Source organism: Marinactinospora thermotolerans DSM 45154 (genome assembly GCF_900167435.1).
Taxonomy (GTDB): Bacteria; Actinomycetota; Actinomycetes; order Streptosporangiales; family Streptosporangiaceae; genus Marinactinospora; species Marinactinospora thermotolerans.
Genome location: NZ_FUWS01000001.1, coordinates 425,153 through 442,304, shown reverse-complemented (window position 1 = coordinate 442,304; position 17,152 = coordinate 425,153). Strand labels below are relative to the sequence as shown.

Here is a 17,152-nt window from a genome sequence, read left to right as displayed (position 1 = left end):
TCACCGTGCGTCTCCCGTCTCGCTGCTGAGGGAGGCGTCTGAGGCGAAGGTGTGCAGGGGGCGGCGGGGGATGGGACGGATCGCCTCGGAGGCGGGCGCCGGGCCGTTTCGCGTTCCGGGGGCGCTGAGACATCCGGCGATGAACCGGGCCTGCTCACGGACAGAGGGGTGGTTCGTCACGTCGCCGGGCCGGACGTCGACGCCGAACTCCACCGAGAGCGCGCGCGCCAGGGTGGCCGCCAGCAGGGAGTGTCCGCCCAGCGTGTAGAAGTCGTCGTCTGGGCCCACCGTGGGCAGGGAGAGCGTCTGCGCCCACGTTTCGGCGACGCGCTGGGTCAGCGCTTCGACGGGCGTCGCGGTGGCCGGGGCCGCTCCGGTCCGCGGCGTGGCCGCGGCGCGCGCCCGCCTGATCGTGGCCTGCGGGGGACCGATGAGGTCGTCGACGGCCTCGATCAGCTCCTCGCGCAGCCGCTCGGCGGTGTGCGGGGCGCAGCGGAGGGGGTCGAATTCGAGGCGCCCCACAAGGCGCCCTCCGTGTTCGGCGAGGGCGGTGACGATGGGGAGCGGTCCCACGCTGGGCAGCCCGAACACCGGGGTGAGGGTGAGCGGCCCGGACCGCAGGGCCCCGGTGCCCAGAAGCACACCGGCGGTGGAGTCCGGGGCGCCGGGGGTCCGCTCGTAGACGACCAGACTGAGCTCCGGCTCCGGCAGGTGCGCCACGTCCGCGCGGTGGTGCAGGGCCAACTCGTCGAAGTCGACCCACTGATGGGCCCGGGCCTCGCGGATGCGGCCGCCGACCGCGCGGATGATCTCCGCCGGGGTGGCGCCCCGCAGGTCAAGCGGGAGAACGTAATTGGACGAGACGAAGTCGACCACCGTCATCGTCGAGGCGGACCGGCGGTGCTGCGGCATCGTGAGGGGGAGGCGCTCCGCGCCGGTCACCCGGGCCGCGGCCAGGGCCTGGGCGGCGAACAGCAGGGTGTGCCGGGTGGTGTGATGCGCCTTGGCCGCGGCCGCCAGCGCGCTGGTCCGCTCCGGGCCCAGGTCGATGGGCAGGTGGACGGCTTCGCGGGCGAGCGTGGGGCTGTCGGCGGGGGTGGAGCCCGGAAACGGCGGGGAGGTGAGCCGCAGCGGCGGTGTCGGGTCGGCGTAGAGCGCGGTCCAGTAGGGCAACGACCGTTCGCGGCCACGGCGCGCCCTCTCCCGGGCCTGGCCGTCCTGCGGGCGGGAGAGGGGGAACGGCGCCGGCTCCCCGCCGGTCTCCTCCTCGTAGAACAGGCCGAGGAGAGATGCGAGGAGGCCCGTGGACCACAGGTCGACCACGCAATGGTGGATCGCCACCGCCAGGAAAACACCACCAGCCCCGGTGACCAGGTGAGCGCGGAACAGCGCGCCGGAATCAAGGGAGGGAACCACACGGCAGAATCGCCGTAGCGCCTCCGTCACCTCGCTTTCCGGGGCGGTGGGAGAAAACGTTTCCACAGACCAATGCCCATTACCGGGAACGCTGTTGCGAGACGGTATGTACACCTCCCACCCTGATTCACCGCGACGGAACACCGAGCGCAGGACCGGATAGCGCAGAAGCAGGCGGAGAACCGATGTTCTGAGCGCGTCGACATCGGTTTCGCAAGGCAGTCGGAATGCCACTGAGAGCATCAGCCCTGGAGTGGACGGATCGAGTTGGTGCAGCGTACACAGGGCGGCCTGGCGTGCGGTCGCCCGCTTCCACTCCCCGCTATCCGCGCCCGGGAAAGGCTGCTTCGGTGGCTTTCTCTTCGGTGATTCACGCCGATCCATTTCACCTCCGATAACACGCCTGAGCAGTAGAGAGAACGAACTCGACGCCCCTCTGAAGCTCTTCCAGGACGGCCTTGTGGTGTCGGGTCGCGGACATCGGCGCCAACAGGCGAGTTCCGTCCGAGCCACCGAGACCTTACGACCGCGATCGTCCAAGACGGCCGAACCTGTTTTTCTCTGGACAGGGAATGGACAGGTTTGAGAAAGATTTCACCTGTATCCGTCTGCCACCTGCTTCTCTGAGAACAGAGCCGATCAGTGGAATGCGCGGACGTCTTCTGGAGGCGCGGATATGTGCGGCATCGCCGATATGCAGGCCGCGACCTGGTGGCCGTTTGGACACGGAACGAAGGAGAGGCGTTGATGGCGGTGAGTGGAGATGCGCACGGACCCGACCGGCTTCCCGGCCCCGGGCTCCTGCCCGCAGCGTGGCCGCTGCGGGCGGCGTCCATGCTGCGCGACCCCTCGGCGGCACTGACCAGGATGGCCCGGCGCCACGGCGGCCTGTGCGCATGGAACCCGCGCGACCCCCGCCACGTCTTCGTGTTCTCCCCTGACCGCCTGCGGGAGGTCTTCTCTCAGCCCGACGTGTTCGTGGTCGACTCCTTCCGGGAGTTCCGAACCCCGCCGGGTTCCTCCTTCGACCGTCTCGGAGCCGGCCTGACCAGGCTGAACGGGGCCGAGCACCGCCGGCACCGCCAGATCATGCAGCCGCCGCTGCGCCAGCAGCGCGTGCTCGGGCACCGCGAGGCCGTCATCGAACTGACCGAACGCGAGCTGCGCCGCTGGCGGGACCGGCCGCTGATCCGGCTCGACCAGCGGATGTCCGCGCTGATCACCGAGATCGCGGTGCGCACCGTGTTCGGGGTGGAAGCACCGCGGCGCGCCGACCGGCTGCGCCGGTTGGTGAGCCGCTTCCTCGCCCAGGCCGGCTCACCGGCCACCCTGGCCCTGCAGCGGGACCTCCCCGGGACCCCCTACCGCCGGACCATGCGCCTGGCCGAGGAGATCGAGGCGACCATCCGGGAGATCATGGCGGAGCGCCGCAGACAGGGCGCGGAGGGCTCCGACCTGCTTTCCGCGATGCTCACCGCGCGCGATGAGCACGCCCCCGCGCTCACCGACGACGAGATCGTCAGCGAGGCCTACACGGCGTTCTGCCATGAGAGCAGCGCCTCCGCCGTGACCTGGACCCTGTTCCTGCTCGACCAGCACCCCACGGTGCTGGCCGACCTGCGCGACGAGTTGGACGGCGTGCTCGGTGGACGGCCACCGGATGAGGAGGACCTGCCCAAGCTCGAACTGCTCCAGGCGGTCCTCAAGGAGAGCCTGCGCCTGCTGCCGCCCACCCCGCTGTCGATGCGCTACGCGGCCGAGGAGTGCGAGCTGGGGGGCTACCGGATCCCGGCGGGCGCCACGGTCTTCTACAGCCCCTATGTGACCCACCGCAACGCGGCGGTCTTCCCCCGGGCGGCCCGCTTCGACCCCGGGCGGTGGCGGACCGCGCGGCCCACGGTCTATGAGTACCTGCCTTTCGGGGCCGGGCCGCACCACTGCGTCGGGCGGCACTTCGCCCTGCTGGAGATCACGATCGTGCTGAGCATGCTGCTCCAGCGACACCGCTTGTCCCTGGTTCCCGGCACCCGGATCGACCGGGCCAACCGCATGGCCCTGGTGCCCAGGAACGGGATGCCCATGAGGGTCCTCCCGCCGTCGTCGGCGGCCCCCGCGCCGTGGGTGCGGGGCGACATCCGAACCTCGATCGACCTCTCCTGACCCCCACAGCCCGGGAGGCACCATGCCGACCTCGTCCGTACTGATCGTGGGAGCCGGGCCCACCGGCCTGGCGCTCGCCGCCGAGCTCGCCGAGCTCGGCGTCAGCTGCCGGGTGCTCGAACGGCGCCGCGAACCCTCTTCCCTCTCCCGCGCCTTCAGCCTGATGCCGCGCACCCTGGAACTGATGGACATGCGCGGCTGCGCCGACAGGTTCGTCACCGAGGGCCTGCCCTACCGCTTCGCCCCGCTCGGGGATGGACGCCAGCGCAGCCTCGACTACGGGCTGCTGCGCGGCGGCTACCCCTACATCCTGGTCATGCCCCAGTCCAAGATCGAGGAGATCCTGGAGAAGCGGGCCGTCGCCGCCGGGGCCGAGATCCTGCGCGGCGCCGCGGTCACCGGTCTCGCCCAGGACGCGGACGGCGTGCAGATCCAGGTCGAGACGGATGAAGGCGAGCGCACCGAAAGCGCCGACTACCTCGTGGGGTGCGACGGGGTGCGCAGCACCGTACGGGACCTGCTCGGAGTGCGCTTCGTCGGCCGCTCCTACCGCGAATCGGTGATCGTCGCCGACGTGCGGATGGACCGCCCTCCCCGCCCGCCGGTCTACGGGCGCGCCGGGCGCCGGGGCAGCGTGGCGATCTTCCCCTACGGGAACGGCGTCTTCCGCCTCATCGTCCTCGACCACGCGCGGATGGGGATCGCCCCCCAGGTGCCGATCACCCGCGCCGAACTCGAGGAGAGCCTGGAGGCCATCGCCGGGGTCGACTTCGGCCTGCACGACCCTGTGTGGGCATCGCGTTTCCGAAGCGACCAACGGCAGTCCGCACGCTACCGGGTCGGCAGGGTGTTCCTGGCGGGCGACGCCGCGCACACCCACATCCCCTCCGGTGGGCAGGGGCTCCAGATGGGCATCCACGACGCCGCCAACCTGGCCTGGAAGCTCGCCGCCGAGCTGTCGGGCTGGGCGCAACCCTGGCTTCTGGGATCCTATGAGCGGGAACGCCGTTCCATCGCCGAGGAGACGCTCCGCAAGACCGATCTGGTCTTCCGGTTCGAAACGTCGCGCTCCGCGGCGGCCCGCGGGGCGCGCTGGCTCGGCACCCAGCTCATGGGGATCAGCGCTTTGCAGCCGCTGGTCATCGAGCAGTTCGCGGGGATGACGCAAAGGTACCCGCGCGGCAAGGGGGAACACCGCCTCACCGGGGCCCGCATCCCCGACCTCACGCTGCAAGACTATGACGGCGCCACCCACACGGTCTTCCAGCTGCTGCGCCGCCGTCGCTTCGTACTACTGGACCAGACCGCATCGGGCCGCTGCGCGGAGCGCGTCCGCTCCGGCTGGGGCGGCCGCGTCGTGGCGGTCAACGCCCTGGCCTCGGGGGGAGTCCGGTTGGCCGAGACCGTGCTGATCCGTCCGGACGGCTACATCGGCTGGGCCGGCCCCGGGGACCCGCGGAGGCTCCTGCGCGAAGTCACCCGTTGGTGCGGCCCAGCCGATGCGGGCGGCTGAGCGGACCTCAGCCGATGCCCTGCGCGAACCGGAACAGGCCGTCCGGGTCGTAACGGCGCTTCAGCTCCACCAGGCGGTCGAAGTTCTCCGCGTAGTAGGAGCGCTGCCAGTCGGTGAGCGCGGGGTCCACGAACCCCTGGTAGGACTCGCCCAGAGAGTGCGGATCGAAGGCGTCGAAACAGGCGTCCGTCCACGCCCGCGCGGCGGCCTGGTCCTCCTCGGTCGGCTTCTTGAACAGGCCGGCGCTGGCGCTGATCTGGAACTCCGCCGTGCGGTGGACATAGGCCGTCGCGGTCCGAGGCACCTCGTTGGCCCGCCCTCCGAGCCCGAACAGGCTGAGCGCGCGGAACTGGCCCTCGCGCCGGCGGGAGTCGAACGCGCTCAGGATCGCGTCGATGCCGTCGGCGGGTATGGCCTGGCCGCAGAGCCGGTTGCGTTCGACGGCGTAGTCCTGGCGGGGCAGCATCGCCTCGGGCGTGGTCCCGATCCGGTGGCACTGCTCAACGGTCTTGTCCGCGCACTGGTACCAGGCCATCATCGCCTGCTGGTAGGGCAGCTCGTCGAAGACCTCGCTGCCGGGCCGGGTTCCCACGGCCTCCACCAGCTCGTTGACGTGCTTGCGCGCGTCGGCCTCGCTCCCCTGCCAGGCGCCCTGGAGGATGAGCTGGGGAGCCGCCCCGGAACCCGCGTCCATCAGGGCCGCGGCGACCGTGCTGCCCATGGCGCGGGGCACCTGCTGGATCCAGCGCTGCCAGGCGTCGAAGAGGTCGGCGGCGCTGTCCCACTCCCACGTCAGGGTGTGGTTGACCAGGCGTGGAACACGGGTCGGACGGACCGTCAGCTCGGTGACCACCCCGAAGTTGCCGGGACCCGCCCCGCGCAGCGCCCAGAACAGGTCCGCTTCCTCGGTCTCCGAACAGCGCACGACCTCACCGCTGGCCAACACGACCTCGGCCGCCACCAGCTGGTCGCAGCCCATGCCGGCCTGCTTGGTCAACCAGCCGGTTCCCCCACCGAGGAGGTAGCCGGTGATGCCGACGGTCGGGCAGATCCCGCCGACGAGCGCGAGGCCCCGCCTGGCGACCTGGTCCACCGCGTCCACCTGCTGCACGCCGGCCTCCAGGGTCACCAGCTCCCCGGAGGGGTCCACGTGCACCCTGTTCATCCGGCTCATGGCTATGACCAGCCCCTGACCGGTCGAGTAGCCGCCCAGGGAGTGCCCGCCGCCGCGGACGGCGACGTCGACCCCGTGGGCGGCGGCGAACCGCAGGCACTCGCCGACGTCGGCGGAGTTCTGCGGATAGGCCACGGCCTGGGGAGCGATTCCGTCGAACTGCCCGAGGTGGAGGTGACGGGCGTTCGGGTACTCCGGGTCCTCGGGGAGCACCAGATCACCGGTGAGCTCCTGACCCAGCTTCCGCCAGTCGGGGGCGCCGTCGGACGAGGCGGGGGAGTGTCGTGCTCGGATCGAATTCATTCTCACGTCCTCAACTACCTGCTCGATACCTGCGATGAATCGGGCTGCGTGTGTGTCGTCACGGGCTCACCAGGCGACGGGGAGCTCCCGGAACCCGCGGATCACCAATCCTTCCTTGGTCCGCAACTCGGCTACGTCCACGGCGAGCCTCAACCGGGGGAAGCGGGCGATCAAAGCGCCCATCGCCTCTTGGAGCTCGACCCGCGCGAGTCCGGCTCCCAGGCAGTGGTGGGCGCCCAGGCTGAAGGTCAGGTGCGGACAGCGCTCCCGGGTGACCTGGAGCCGGTCCGCGGAGTCGAAGACCTCCTCGTCGCGGTTGGCCGAGATCGTGCAGGGGATGACGGCTTCACCGGCGCGGACCACCACGCCCCCCATCTCGATGTCCTCCTTGGCGACGTAGGGGCTTCCACCGATCGAGGACAGAGGGATGTAGCGCAGCAGCTCCTCGACCGCGCCGGGGACCAGCTTCGGGTCTTGCTGGAGCAGCGCCAGCTGGTCCGGATGCTGCAGGAGGGTGTAGGTCATGAGGGCGATCTCGCTGCCGGTGGTCTCATATCCCGCCGCCAGCACCCCGATCATGGTGTCGAGGATCTCGGTGTCGGTGAACCGGTCGCCTTCGTCGCGGGCCGTCACCACGTCGCTGAGCAGGTCGTCGGTTGGCGCGCGACGGCGCTCGGCGATCAGTTCGGAGAAGTAGGCGGTCAGCTCCGCCCACGCCTCCTCGATGACCTCGCCACGCCGCTCCCCGGTGGTGGCCACGGCGTCCAGGAAACGGACGAAGCGGTGCCGGTGCTCGTAGGGGACGCCGAGTATCTCGCACAGCACCTTGCAGGGCACCGGGAAGGCGAAGTCGGCGACGAGGTCGGCCGGAGGGCCCACCCGCTCCATCTCGTCCAGCAGCTCCTCGGCGATCTCCCGGACACGGCCGCGCCACTGCTCGACCCTGCGCCGGGTGAACGCCTGGGAGAGCAGTTTGCGGCGCCGGGTGTGCTCCGGCGGGTCCATGGTCCCCAGGCCGCCCACCACGGGCTCGGGGGTGAACCGGGGAACGTCGGGGCGCTCCAAGGCCGCGCGGCTGAACCGGGGATCGGTGAGGACCAGACGGTTCTCCTCCATCCGGGTGGCCAGCCAGGCCTCGCCGGCGTAGGGCAGGACGACCCGGGTCATCGTGGGGCGCCGGCGCAGTTCGGCGTACTCCGGTTCGATCTCCAGCGACGTGCCGTCACTGAAAGGGAACTTCGGGGGGATGGGTGAGGTCTCTGCTGTCACCTGTCACTCCTTGGGGGTCGGGGTGGTGGGGTCGCCGCTGCTCAGGGCGGCGCGCAGGAAGGGGGCGCTGGGGCTGGTGCCCGCCGCGACGTCCTCGGGGGGACCGGCCGAGACGACCCGGCCGCCGGCCTCCCCGCCGCCGGGGCCCATGTCGATGACCCAGTCGGCGCGCGACGCCACGTGCAGGTCGTGTTCGGCGATGAGCACGGTGTTGCCGGAGTCGAGTAGGACGTCGAACGCGTCGACCATGCGCTGCACGTCGGCGGGGTGCAGGCCGGTGACCGGTTCGTCGAGCACGACGAGACCACCGCCGCTGCGCGATCCGCGCAGGATCGCGTTGGACAGCTTGAGGCGCTGCGCTTCACCGCCGGACAGCTCGGTGGCGCTCTGCCCCAGGGTGAGGTAGCCGAGCCCGCAGCGCCGCATCGCCTCCAAGGTGGCGCGCAGCGACGGTGTGGAGGCGAAGAACTCCTCGGCGTCGTCGACCGACAGGTCGAGCACCTCGTCCACGCGCAGACCCTGATAGCGCACGGCCAGGACCTCGGGTTCGAAGCGTCGGCCCTCGCACGCCTCGCAGGTGACCCAGACGTCGGGCAGGAAATGCATGTCGACCTGGCGGCGCCCGTAGCCGCTGCACTCATGGCAACGGCCGCTCTGGCCGTTGAAAGAGAAGGCCGAGGCGGTCAGCCCGGCGGACTTCGCGGCGTCGGTGCCGGCGAACAGGCGCCGGATCACGTCGAAGGCCTTGGTGTAGGTGGCGGGCGTGGAGCGGGGGGTCCGTCCGATGGGGTCTTGGTCGACCACCGCCTGCCAGGTGACGGACGTGCCCAGGTCGACCCGCTCGACATGCTCAGGGCGGCGGCCCGCCAGCACCTCGGAGACGGCGCCGGCAACGGCGTCGTTGAGAACGGTGCTCTTGCCGCTACCGCTCACCCCGGTGATGCAGGTCAGCCGGTTGGTCGGAATGCGGATATCGACCTGGCGCACGTTGTGCACGTTGACGCCGCCGAATTCCAGCCACGTGGTCGCGGCCGTCACCGGGCGCGGCTTGCGCAGGACCCGGGCCTCACCGGAGAGGTATTGCGCGGTCACCGAACCGGGGGTGCGCCGGACCTGTTCGGGGGTGCCTTGGGCGACCACCCGGCCGCCGTGGCGTCCCGGCCCCGGGCCGATGTCGATCACATGGTCGGCCTGGGCGATGAGGTCGGGGTCGTGGTCGATGAACAGGACGGTGTTCCCGGCGTCGCGCAGCTCGCGCAGGATCTCTGAGAGCGGGGCCTTGTCCACCGGGTGGAGACCGGCACTGGGCTCGTCGAGGATGAAGATGATGCCGGTGAGCTCGGTGCCGAGCTGGGCCGCGACCCGGGAGCGTTGCAGTTCGCCGCCGGACAGGCTGGGGGCGCTGCGGCCGATCTGGACATGGCCCAGGCCCAGCCGTTCCAGCATTCTCAACCGTGAGATCAGCGGCGGCAGCAGCGTGTCGCCGAGTTCGGCCTGGACCGGGGTCAGCGACCGCCCCAGGTCATCCACCCAGGACCGGACCTCGGCGACGGTGCGCTCGGCCATATCGGCGTAGGTGGCACCGTTGAGGGAAGCGCTGCGAGCGGCCTCGCCGTAACCGCTGCCGGCACAGTCGCGGCAGGCGACCTGCTTCATGAAGGGCAGGTAGCGTTCCTTCGCCCGATCGGTTCCGGCGGCCCCGAACAGGCGCTCGACCTCGGCGAGCGCCCCGCGCAGCGGGTTGTTGAACTTGTAGACGAGTTCGGAGTCGCCCTTCTTGTTGGGCACGTTCACCGTTCCGGCGACGGGACGGTCACCAGTGCCGTAGAGAACGGCGTTGCGGAACTCCTCGGGGAGTTCCCGCCAAGGGCGCCCGATGTCGACCCCGTACATCTCGGCCAGCGGTTTCATCGCCACTTGCTCAGGAGATTTGAGCGAGTTGAACCACGGCGATGCCCCTTCGAGGAGCGGAAGGTCGGGGTCGGTGATGATGAGATCGGGAGTGGAATGCAGGGTCGCCCCGGCGCCGTGGCACGTGGGGCAGCCGCCCTCCGGGCTGTACCGGTCGAAATGCCCGGAACTCAACGCCCGCTGGCTGTCCGGGGCATTTCCATCCAGCGCGATCATGCGGGAGAACAACAGACTCAGATAGGCGTCGATTCCCGTGATCGTCGCCAGCGTCGAACGCGCATTGCGGTTGAGCTTCCGCTGATCGACGGCGAGCGTCGTGGTCAAGCCGGATATCCGGTCCACCTGGGGGCGGTCCCGCGGCGAGATGAAGCGCCGGACAAAAGGAGAGAGACCTTCGAGGTAACGCAGCTGCGCCTCGGAGTTGATCGTGTCCATGGCCAAAGAGGTCTTGCCGCTCCCGCTCACTCCGGAGAAGGCGACCAGGCGTCCCCGGGGGATTCGAACGGAAACATCTTGGAGATTATGCGTCCGGGCCCGGACGACTTCGATCCACGGTGGTGCGGTCGAAATCGGGGAAGGGCCGTCCGGGATGCGCCCATCGGGCTCCTGGGCAGGCGCAGACGCGTCATGGAAAGTATTCATATCGGTGAGTGAAGCATAGAGCGAGGAGTGGTCGGAACGAGTGATGCCCGCCTCCGATCGACCCCTCACCTGTCCCTTTCTAGTGGATTCTTCGTTTTATCGCGGAACGACACCGTGGGGAACGCGAAGGAGGCCGGAAGTCGGGCGCCGCCGGACTGCCGGCGCGGCGCCGTCGACTCCGGTCCTGTCTGTGCTAATCCTCCACGGCGTGCAGCCGATAACCCCGGCCGCGGACCGCTTTGATGGTGAGGCCGAGGGGGGTGAGCTTGCGGCGGATGCGCGTGACGTGCAGATCGAGCGCGTTCCTGGTAGGGGTCGAAGGCTCCTCTGACAGGCGCGCGACGAGATCGGCCCTGGAGACGAGCGCCCCGGGATTCTGAATCAAGCACTCTACGATTTTGGCCTGCACAGGGGATAATGCCACGGACTGCGACCTGTAGTGCAGTAATCCGTCTTCCCCGAGGCGCGGCTCCTGCTCGGCTCTGACTCGTTCTTGCACAACTCTTATTCTTTTCCGGAGGTCGTCTTCTGGGAACGGGGCGCGCACCCAGTCCTCGTACACGTCCCAGTAAGGTGGTGCTTTTTCTCCATGGTCGAGGATCAGGACGCGAGGGATTCCGAGCTTCCGGTACAGGTCAACTTTTTCTCTTTCGAGCGGCCAGCGGGCGATCTTGACATCCTGGGAAACGTTTATCCGTTTTCCTGCAAGTCGCTGCCTTCGCAATTCTCTCCCCTTGGTCGCCGATGGCGGGTGCTGATTCCGCGGCGGCTCCGGTGGGATATCCGCGCAATGGGGGATGAAGGCGGCGTGAGATCGGCCGCATACGGCGGATGCCTCCGGTGATTTGTGACTGGGGCGAATCGGGAACGCGCAGACGAGGAGGGGGAGAGTGACCTCTCCCGTCTCTGCCCAGGCAGAAAAGAAATCGGTCCCCCCGTTCCCCCACCTCGAAACCCGACTGAGCGGGCCGAATGGTTCCGTACTTCTTTCCCACCTGCTCTTGTGGGATTATTCGCCGCTGCCATTAACATGCCGCAGACGTACCGGGACAAGGATAGGAGGGAGATGATTGGACGTCCACATACTCTGATCTTGTGATCCCCTGATAACGCCAGGTGAGCAGGCGAATACGACGGATTGGCCGAAATAGGACACTCTGTCGTATTGCCGAGGTCCTCGCTTTGGGCTACGGCCGCCGGCCCGGCTCTTCCGAAGGTGACGACCTGGAGCTCCTCCTTTCCCGGGAAGTCGAAACGGGCTCAGGCCCGGTCGGGCGGCTCGCCAGCCTCGGTCGCCACCGCCTCCTCGGTGGAGGGCGTACTCGAACGCCCGAGACGGAGAACGAGGAGGACGCTGAGGGCGATGATGGCCGCGGCGATGAAAAGGCCGGTGCGGTAACCCGCCGTCAGCGCCTCAGGTGTGGCGCCGAACGTCGCCGCCGTGGCGATCGCTCCGATGACGGTGATACCGATCGCGGCGCCGAGCTCCTGCGCCGAGTTGAGGAGCCCCGAGGCCAGCCCCTGGTCCCGCTCGGGCACCCCGGTGGTGCCGGCGATGAGGATGGGCGCGTAGGACAGGGCGGCGCCGACCGCGATGAGCAGCAACGGGGGCAGCGCGTCCCGGAAGTAGTTCCCGTCGGTGGGCAGGCGGGCCATGAGCAGCAGACCGGCGATCAAAAGCCCGAACGCGACGAGGAGGACCCGTCGTGGGCCGTAGCGGGTGGTGAGCGTCCCCGCGAGCGGGGATATCAGCAGGATCAACAGGGTGATCGGCGCGAACGCGATGCCTACGGCCAACGGCGAGTAGTCGAGTACGACCTGAAGGTAGAGGGTCGTGAAGAACAGCGCGGCGGCGAGCATCCCCGCGCTGACGGCGAAGAGCACGTTGGCGCCCGCGACGTTGCCGCTGCGCACCACCCTGACGTCCACGAGCGGGGCGGGATGGGTGCGTTCGACCCGGAAGAACAGCGCGAACGCCACGATGCACGCGATGACCAGCCCGGCCACGACCGCGGTGTTCCTGCCCTCCGCGAGGCCCGTCAACCCGAGCAGCGTCAGGGCCAGCGCGACGGTGAGCAGCACCGCCCCCCGCACGTCGAGCGCGGGGCGCTGCTCGGCCCGGCTCTCCCTGAGGTAATAGCGGGCGAGGAGGAGAGCGGCGATCCCGATGGGGACGTTGATGAGGAAGATGCCCCGCCAGCCGACAGCGTCGGTGATCACGCCGCCGAGCAGCTGCCCGGCGATCGCTCCCCCCGAACCGACGGCTCCCCAGTACCCGAGCGCGCGGTTGCGGCCCGCGCCTTCACTGAAGGCCGTGGTGAGCAGCGCCAGCGCGGTGGGGGAGACCATCGCGGCCCCGACACCCTGTCCGGCCCGGCTGATGACCAGCTGCCACTCGGTCTGGGCGAGACCGGTCGCCAGTGAGGCGAGCGTGAAGACCGTCATCCCGATCATGAAGAGCCGGCGCCTGCCGACCAGGTCGCCCGCCCTGCCGAACGCGATGAGCAGGCTGCCGAAGGTCAGCGTGTAGGAGACCGAGACCAGCGGCAGCCGGCTGTCGGGGATCCCGAGGTCGGCGCGGATGCTCGGGACGGCCACATTGACCACGACGACGTCGACGATGAGCATGAACTGCGCGGCGCAGAGCAACAGGAGTGTCAGGAGCGCCGCCCCTGAGATGCGGCCACCCTCTGACGATGCCGAGGGGTCTGTCACGACAGGTTCTCCTTGATGGTGCGGTCTCGAAGCGCCATGCCGTCAGCCGGTCCCTTCAGTCGGGTGTCGTGTCCGCCGGGTGGGTCGCCGCCACGGGGACGTGCGGGGGCACGTTCACCGCGGGCAAGTGGTGGCCTGGCCGCCGATCGTGTCGGTGACTTCGGCGCGCTGCGGGGCGGGACGGCGTCGGTAGCGCCGAACCGCGTGCCGGCGCGCTCGGGCAGGGCCACGTGGTCACATTACTTTATTGCTGTTAATAAAGTAAAGCGGTTATCATCGATCCATGGCTGGACGACCGCGATCTGTTGATGACGAAGTGATCTTCGAAGCCGTCGCCAGCGTCGTCACCGAAGAAGGGCCCGCGGGGGCGACGCTGGCGACAGTGGCCGCCCGTGTGGGCCTCTCAGGGCCCGCGCTGACCCAGAGGTTCGGTTCCAAGCGGGGGCTCCTGGTCGCGTTCGCCGCCAAGGCGGCAAGCCGGGTTCCCGAGGTCTTCTCACAGGTGAGGGCGGTCCACGCTGATCCGGTCACCGCGGTCGTCGAGGCGTTGGTGACGATGCCGGGACGGGTCACCAGCCGCGAGCACCTCGCCAACAACCTCGCCTTGCTACAGATGGACCTCACCGACCCGGACCTGCGGGAACACGCGGTCTTCCAGAGCCGGTCGCTGCGTGCCGAAACCGCGGCCCTGCTCGACGAGGCCGTCCGGGCCGGGCGGCTGGCGGAGGGGACCTCGCCCGAAGCGCTGGCCATGGACCTTTACACGACCTACAGCGGCGCCATGCTCACCTGGGCGATCGACGGCGAGGGCACCTTGGAGGAGTGGATGCGCTCCAACCTCCTGCGGACGCTCGCTCCGCATCTTCGTGGTTCCGGTGGCGCAGACTCCCGCTGACGACCAGGCCGTGAGGTCGGCTCAGCGCGTTGCGCGCTTCGTGGCGAGCGAGGGCCGCTCGGGAACGGCCCTGATCCGCTCCCCGGAGGGTCACCGCGGGGTTGTGCGGTAACCCCGCACCGGCCGATGGCGAGCGCCGTGCCGGCCTGGCCCGCCAGGGCGTAGCGGCGGGTGGTGTCGAGATCGGCCTGCCCCACCGGGTCGGCCACCGCTCCCCGTCCACCGACTCGCTCACGAGGTCGGTGCCGAAGGCGCAGCGCGTGCGGCCAGGACAACCCCGCCGTCGTCGACCGGCCGATGGCCGTCCCGCCCCGAGCGGGCAGACCACCGCGTTCGCGGCCCGGGTGCGCAACCGTCTCCGCCGTCGCGGTCGCGCCCGAGCGGCCGGCGACCATCCGGGACGTTCCGTGCCGCGTGAACGAGAGAACGCCGCCGGTGGGGGGAGACCTCGCGATATGGGCTGAGAACACTCCGACCGGCTCACGGTGGAAGACGTCGCGTTCCGTCCTCGGGGCCTGTGCGCCGGCGGGCCGTCCGCAATCGGCTGAGCCGCGATGAAATCCGAGGCTCCGCTCGGTCGGGGATCTGCTCGTGGACAGACTAGTAGGCAGGGCCGCCGGGGTGCGGGTCGGGAGCCGGAGACGACCGTCACTCCGCCCTTCTTCCGCTACCACCCGGATCCCCTCGCAAGCGGGTCCATCCGCGCGGCGGCCGAGACGTGTGCCTGTTGCGGGCGCGACAGGGGATGGATCTACACGGCCGCCTTCTCCACCGCCCAGGACGTCAGTGGACGATTCTGCCCATGGTGTATCGCGGACGGGAGCGCGGCCGAACGCTTCGAGGGGCAATTCACCGACTCCTACGGACTCGACGGTGTCAGCGAGGACGTCGTGCATGAGGTCACCCGCCGCACCCCGGCTTCCACGCCTGGCAGGATCCGCGGTGGCTCGGGGACGCGGCCGCCTTCCTGGGCGAAGTCGGGTACGCCGAACCGGCGGCGCATCCCGAGGCCCTCGACCGGCTGCGGACCGATATGCGCCTCAGCGGTTGGCGCGACGAAGACCGGATCGAGCGCTTCCTGGCCGACCTGGGCAAGGGGCCGACCGCCATGCTCTTCCGCTGCGTCGTCTGCGGTACCCACCTCGCCTACGCGGACTCGTCCTGAGCACCGTCCGTGCCGGTGGGGCTGCGGTGGATGCGGGGGCGGGTGACGCCGGTGAAGACCGGGAGGTGGCCGGCCTCGCATCGGTGTCAGAGACGGAGACGCCGGGATCCGGCGGGCCGGGACATGACGCGTTCAACGGTCGTGAAGGGGGGCGGCTGTCGCCGGCAGGTGGGCCGGGCCGCGCTGGGGCCGACGCCCGTGGCTTGGGGAGGCCTGGTTCCGGCCCGTGATCGCCCAGGTGCTCGGGTTTTCCCCACGAGTTTCCCAGTTGGTACCCACCGGACATGGAAGAGGCCCTTCACTCTCCTGAGTGAAGGGCCTCTGACCTGCTACTTCTCTGTCGGGACGGCGGGATTTGAACCCACGACCCCTTGACCCCCAGTCAAGTGCGCTGCCAAACTGCGCTACGTCCCGTTGTCCTGCGGTTTCGTTTCCGTCCCCGCGAACAGGTTTAACTCTAGCGCATCCGCGAGGGTGGTCGTGACGCCTTCTTCGGCGTGGCCGGGGATCGCGGGCGCCACCGTGGTCGTGGCGGTGGTTTTCCGCTTCCTGGCCGGAGCGTGTCGGGGCGTCCGCCCTCCTGAGGGCGGAGGGGCTCCGGTACAACCCGGCCACGGTCCCGGGACCGGAAGGGCTCTTTCACGCCGGCCGCGGTTGAGGCCGCGCCGCCTCCCCAGGTTCCGGGGACGGCCCTGCTCAGGATGGTTCCCTCCGCCACTTCGGGTAGGTGCGGGAAGCGATGGAGGAGGGGAATCATGAACGATCACGCACACCTGGTGTCGGGGGCTCCGCCACGGGACGACGACGTGGTGGTGGGGGTGGACGGGTCCGCCGGATCGCAGGCGGCGACCGTGTGGGCGGCCGAGGCCGCGCACCGCCGCGGGGCGGGCCTGCGGGTCGTCCACGCGGCGAGCATGCCCCTGGTCACGATGCCGTTGGGGCATTCGGTGCGGATGCCACCGACCCCGGAGGTGGCCGAACGGGCCTCCGCGCTCCTCGGGGAGACGGTGGAGCGGGCCCGGCAGGTGGAGCCGGAGCTGCGGGTGGGCACCGAACTGTCCGCGCTGGACCCCTCTCACGCGCTCATCGCCGCCTCACGCCACGCCCAGCTGGTCGTCGTCGGCACGCGCGGGGCGTCGGGCGTGCGATCCCGGTTCACGGGCGCCGTGGGGATCCGTGTCAGCGCGCACGCGGAGTGCCCCGTCGCGGTGGTCCCGTCTCTGCCCCACACTCCCTTGGAGGTGCGGGAGCGGCGCCACGTCATCGTCGGCACCGACGGGTCGCCGGGCTCGGATGCGGCGCTGGAGTTCGCGTTCGAGGAGGCGATCCTCACCGAGAGTCCCCTGACGGTGGTGCACGCCTGGCGGATGCCCGCCATGTTCGACCCCGTGATGACCGGTGACGTGGCCGTCGACCTGCGTGACACCGTCGTCTCCCAGGCCGAACAGAGCGTGCGCACCCAGGTCGAGCAGATCCGGCCGCCCGACGCCGACGACCTCCCGGTCAGGATCACGATCGTGGAGGAGCAGCCGGCCCACGCCCTGCTCAGCGCCGCCGAGGAGGCGCGCCTCATCGTCGTGGGCTCCCGCGGCCGGGGCGGTTTCCGTGGCCTGCTCCTCGGCTCGGTGAGTCAGGCCCTGCTGCACCACGCCCACGTCCCCGTGGTGGTGACGCGGATCCCGCGCCATGCCGCCGACCGGGGGCCGGTGCCACCCTCCTGACGCGGCCGTCAGAGGCGCGGTGCCGGCCTTGTCACCGGAACGGCGGGGACAAGAGCCTGCGTGGCAGGGACCGGCCGGCGCGAAAGCGCGGTGGAGACGGCGCCGGCCCCTCGGGGCTGGACCGCTGTCCACCGCCCATCGCGAAGCGGTGGTGGAAGGAGACGCGGCGGCCATGCCGTCGGTGACGGTGGACGGCGACCTCGGGTGCATCGTCCCGGTGACGGCCGGGAGCATGCGGTGCCTCCGCCCGGCCCACGGCTTTCCTCCG

At 70.1% G+C, this 17,152-nt stretch carries 10 protein-coding genes, 1 tRNA gene and 1 pseudogene; 5 read left to right on the top strand and 7 right to left on the bottom strand.

Going from position 1 to position 17,152, the window contains the following annotated elements; translation table 11 throughout:
• The gene (locus B5D66_RS01930; RefSeq protein ID WP_078759800.1) at positions 1-1,800 is read right to left on the bottom strand and encodes a condensation domain-containing protein; all 1,800 of its coding nucleotides are present in this window, start codon (positions 1,798-1,800) and stop codon (positions 1-3) included.
• Between the two features lie 363 nt (positions 1,801-2,163).
• Here B5D66_RS01930 and B5D66_RS01925 point away from each other — a divergent pair, with 363 nt between their 5' ends.
• The gene (locus B5D66_RS01925) at positions 2,164-3,576 is read left to right on the top strand and encodes a cytochrome P450 (RefSeq protein WP_078759799.1); all 1,413 of its coding nucleotides are present in this window, start codon (positions 2,164-2,166) and stop codon (positions 3,574-3,576) included.
• Between the two features lie 22 nt (positions 3,577-3,598).
• The gene (locus tag B5D66_RS01920; protein ID WP_078759798.1) at positions 3,599-5,089 is read left to right on the top strand and encodes an FAD-dependent monooxygenase; all 1,491 of its coding nucleotides are present in this window, start codon (positions 3,599-3,601) and stop codon (positions 5,087-5,089) included.
• 7 nt (positions 5,090-5,096) lie between these two features.
• On the opposite strand, the gene B5D66_RS01915 is transcribed toward B5D66_RS01920, so the two are convergent.
• The 5 genes from B5D66_RS01915 to B5D66_RS01895 form a co-directional block, all read right to left on the bottom strand.
• Positions 5,097-6,566: an FAD-binding oxidoreductase gene (locus B5D66_RS01915; RefSeq protein WP_078759797.1), complete on the bottom strand. Its 1,470-nt coding sequence runs from the start codon at positions 6,564-6,566 to the stop codon at positions 5,097-5,099.
• A gap of 66 nt (positions 6,567-6,632) precedes the next feature.
• Positions 6,633-7,835 (bottom strand): cytochrome P450, encoded by a 1,203-nt coding sequence (locus B5D66_RS01910; RefSeq protein WP_200813479.1) that lies wholly within the window; start codon positions 7,833-7,835, stop codon positions 6,633-6,635.
• A 3-nt stretch (positions 7,836-7,838) separates the two neighbouring features.
• Entirely contained in the window at positions 7,839-10,181 is a 2,343-nt protein-coding gene (locus B5D66_RS01905) for an excinuclease ABC subunit UvrA (RefSeq protein WP_235000638.1), read from the bottom strand.
• A 400-nt stretch (positions 10,182-10,581) separates the two neighbouring features.
• Positions 10,582-11,112 (bottom strand): winged helix-turn-helix domain-containing protein, encoded by a 531-nt coding sequence (locus B5D66_RS01900; RefSeq protein ID WP_159457195.1) that lies wholly within the window; start codon positions 11,110-11,112, stop codon positions 10,582-10,584.
• Between the two features lie 536 nt (positions 11,113-11,648).
• Entirely contained in the window at positions 11,649-13,103 is a 1,455-nt protein-coding gene (locus tag B5D66_RS01895) for an MFS transporter (protein ID WP_144290653.1), read from the bottom strand.
• A 283-nt stretch (positions 13,104-13,386) separates the two neighbouring features.
• Here B5D66_RS01895 and B5D66_RS01890 point away from each other — a divergent pair, with 283 nt between their 5' ends.
• Both B5D66_RS01890 and B5D66_RS26515 read left to right on the top strand, forming a co-directional pair.
• Positions 13,387-13,998 carry a TetR/AcrR family transcriptional regulator gene (locus B5D66_RS01890; RefSeq protein WP_078759795.1) on the top strand — a complete coding sequence of 204 codons (612 nt, stop codon included), beginning with the start codon at positions 13,387-13,389 and terminating at the stop codon, positions 13,996-13,998.
• 554 nt (positions 13,999-14,552) lie between these two features.
• A pseudogene (locus tag B5D66_RS26515) lies at positions 14,553-15,163 on the top strand (CbrC family protein).
• Positions 15,164-15,503: 340 nt separating this feature from the next.
• Here B5D66_RS26515 and B5D66_RS01880 read toward each other — a convergent pair.
• Positions 15,504-15,577, bottom strand: a tRNA-Pro gene (locus B5D66_RS01880).
• 341 nt (positions 15,578-15,918) lie between these two features.
• Here B5D66_RS01880 and B5D66_RS01875 point away from each other — a divergent pair.
• Complete coding sequence (locus tag B5D66_RS01875) at positions 15,919-16,884, top strand: universal stress protein (protein ID WP_078759794.1); 966 nt, start codon at positions 15,919-15,921, stop codon at positions 16,882-16,884.
• Positions 16,885-17,152 lie beyond the last annotated feature (268 nt).

Bases quoted from the DNA above. Each gene is read 5' to 3' on its own strand.
- B5D66_RS01925 (WP_078759799.1), top strand. From the start codon at position 2,164: ATGGCGGTGAGTGGAGATGCGCACGGACCCGACCGGCTTCCCGGCCCC.
- B5D66_RS01930 (WP_078759800.1), bottom strand. From the start codon at position 1,800: ATGGATCGGCGTGAATCACCGAAGAGAAAGCCACCGAAGCAGCCTTTC.
- B5D66_RS01890 (WP_078759795.1), top strand. From the start codon at position 13,387: ATGGCTGGACGACCGCGATCTGTTGATGACGAAGTGATCTTCGAAGCC.
- B5D66_RS01920 (WP_078759798.1), top strand. From the start codon at position 3,599: ATGCCGACCTCGTCCGTACTGATCGTGGGAGCCGGGCCCACCGGCCTG.
- B5D66_RS01875 (WP_078759794.1), top strand. From the start codon at position 15,919: ATGAACGATCACGCACACCTGGTGTCGGGGGCTCCGCCACGGGACGAC.
- B5D66_RS01915 (WP_078759797.1), bottom strand. From the start codon at position 6,566: ATGAATTCGATCCGAGCACGACACTCCCCCGCCTCGTCCGACGGCGCC.
- B5D66_RS01905 (WP_235000638.1), bottom strand. From the start codon at position 10,181: ATGGACACGATCAACTCCGAGGCGCAGCTGCGTTACCTCGAAGGTCTC.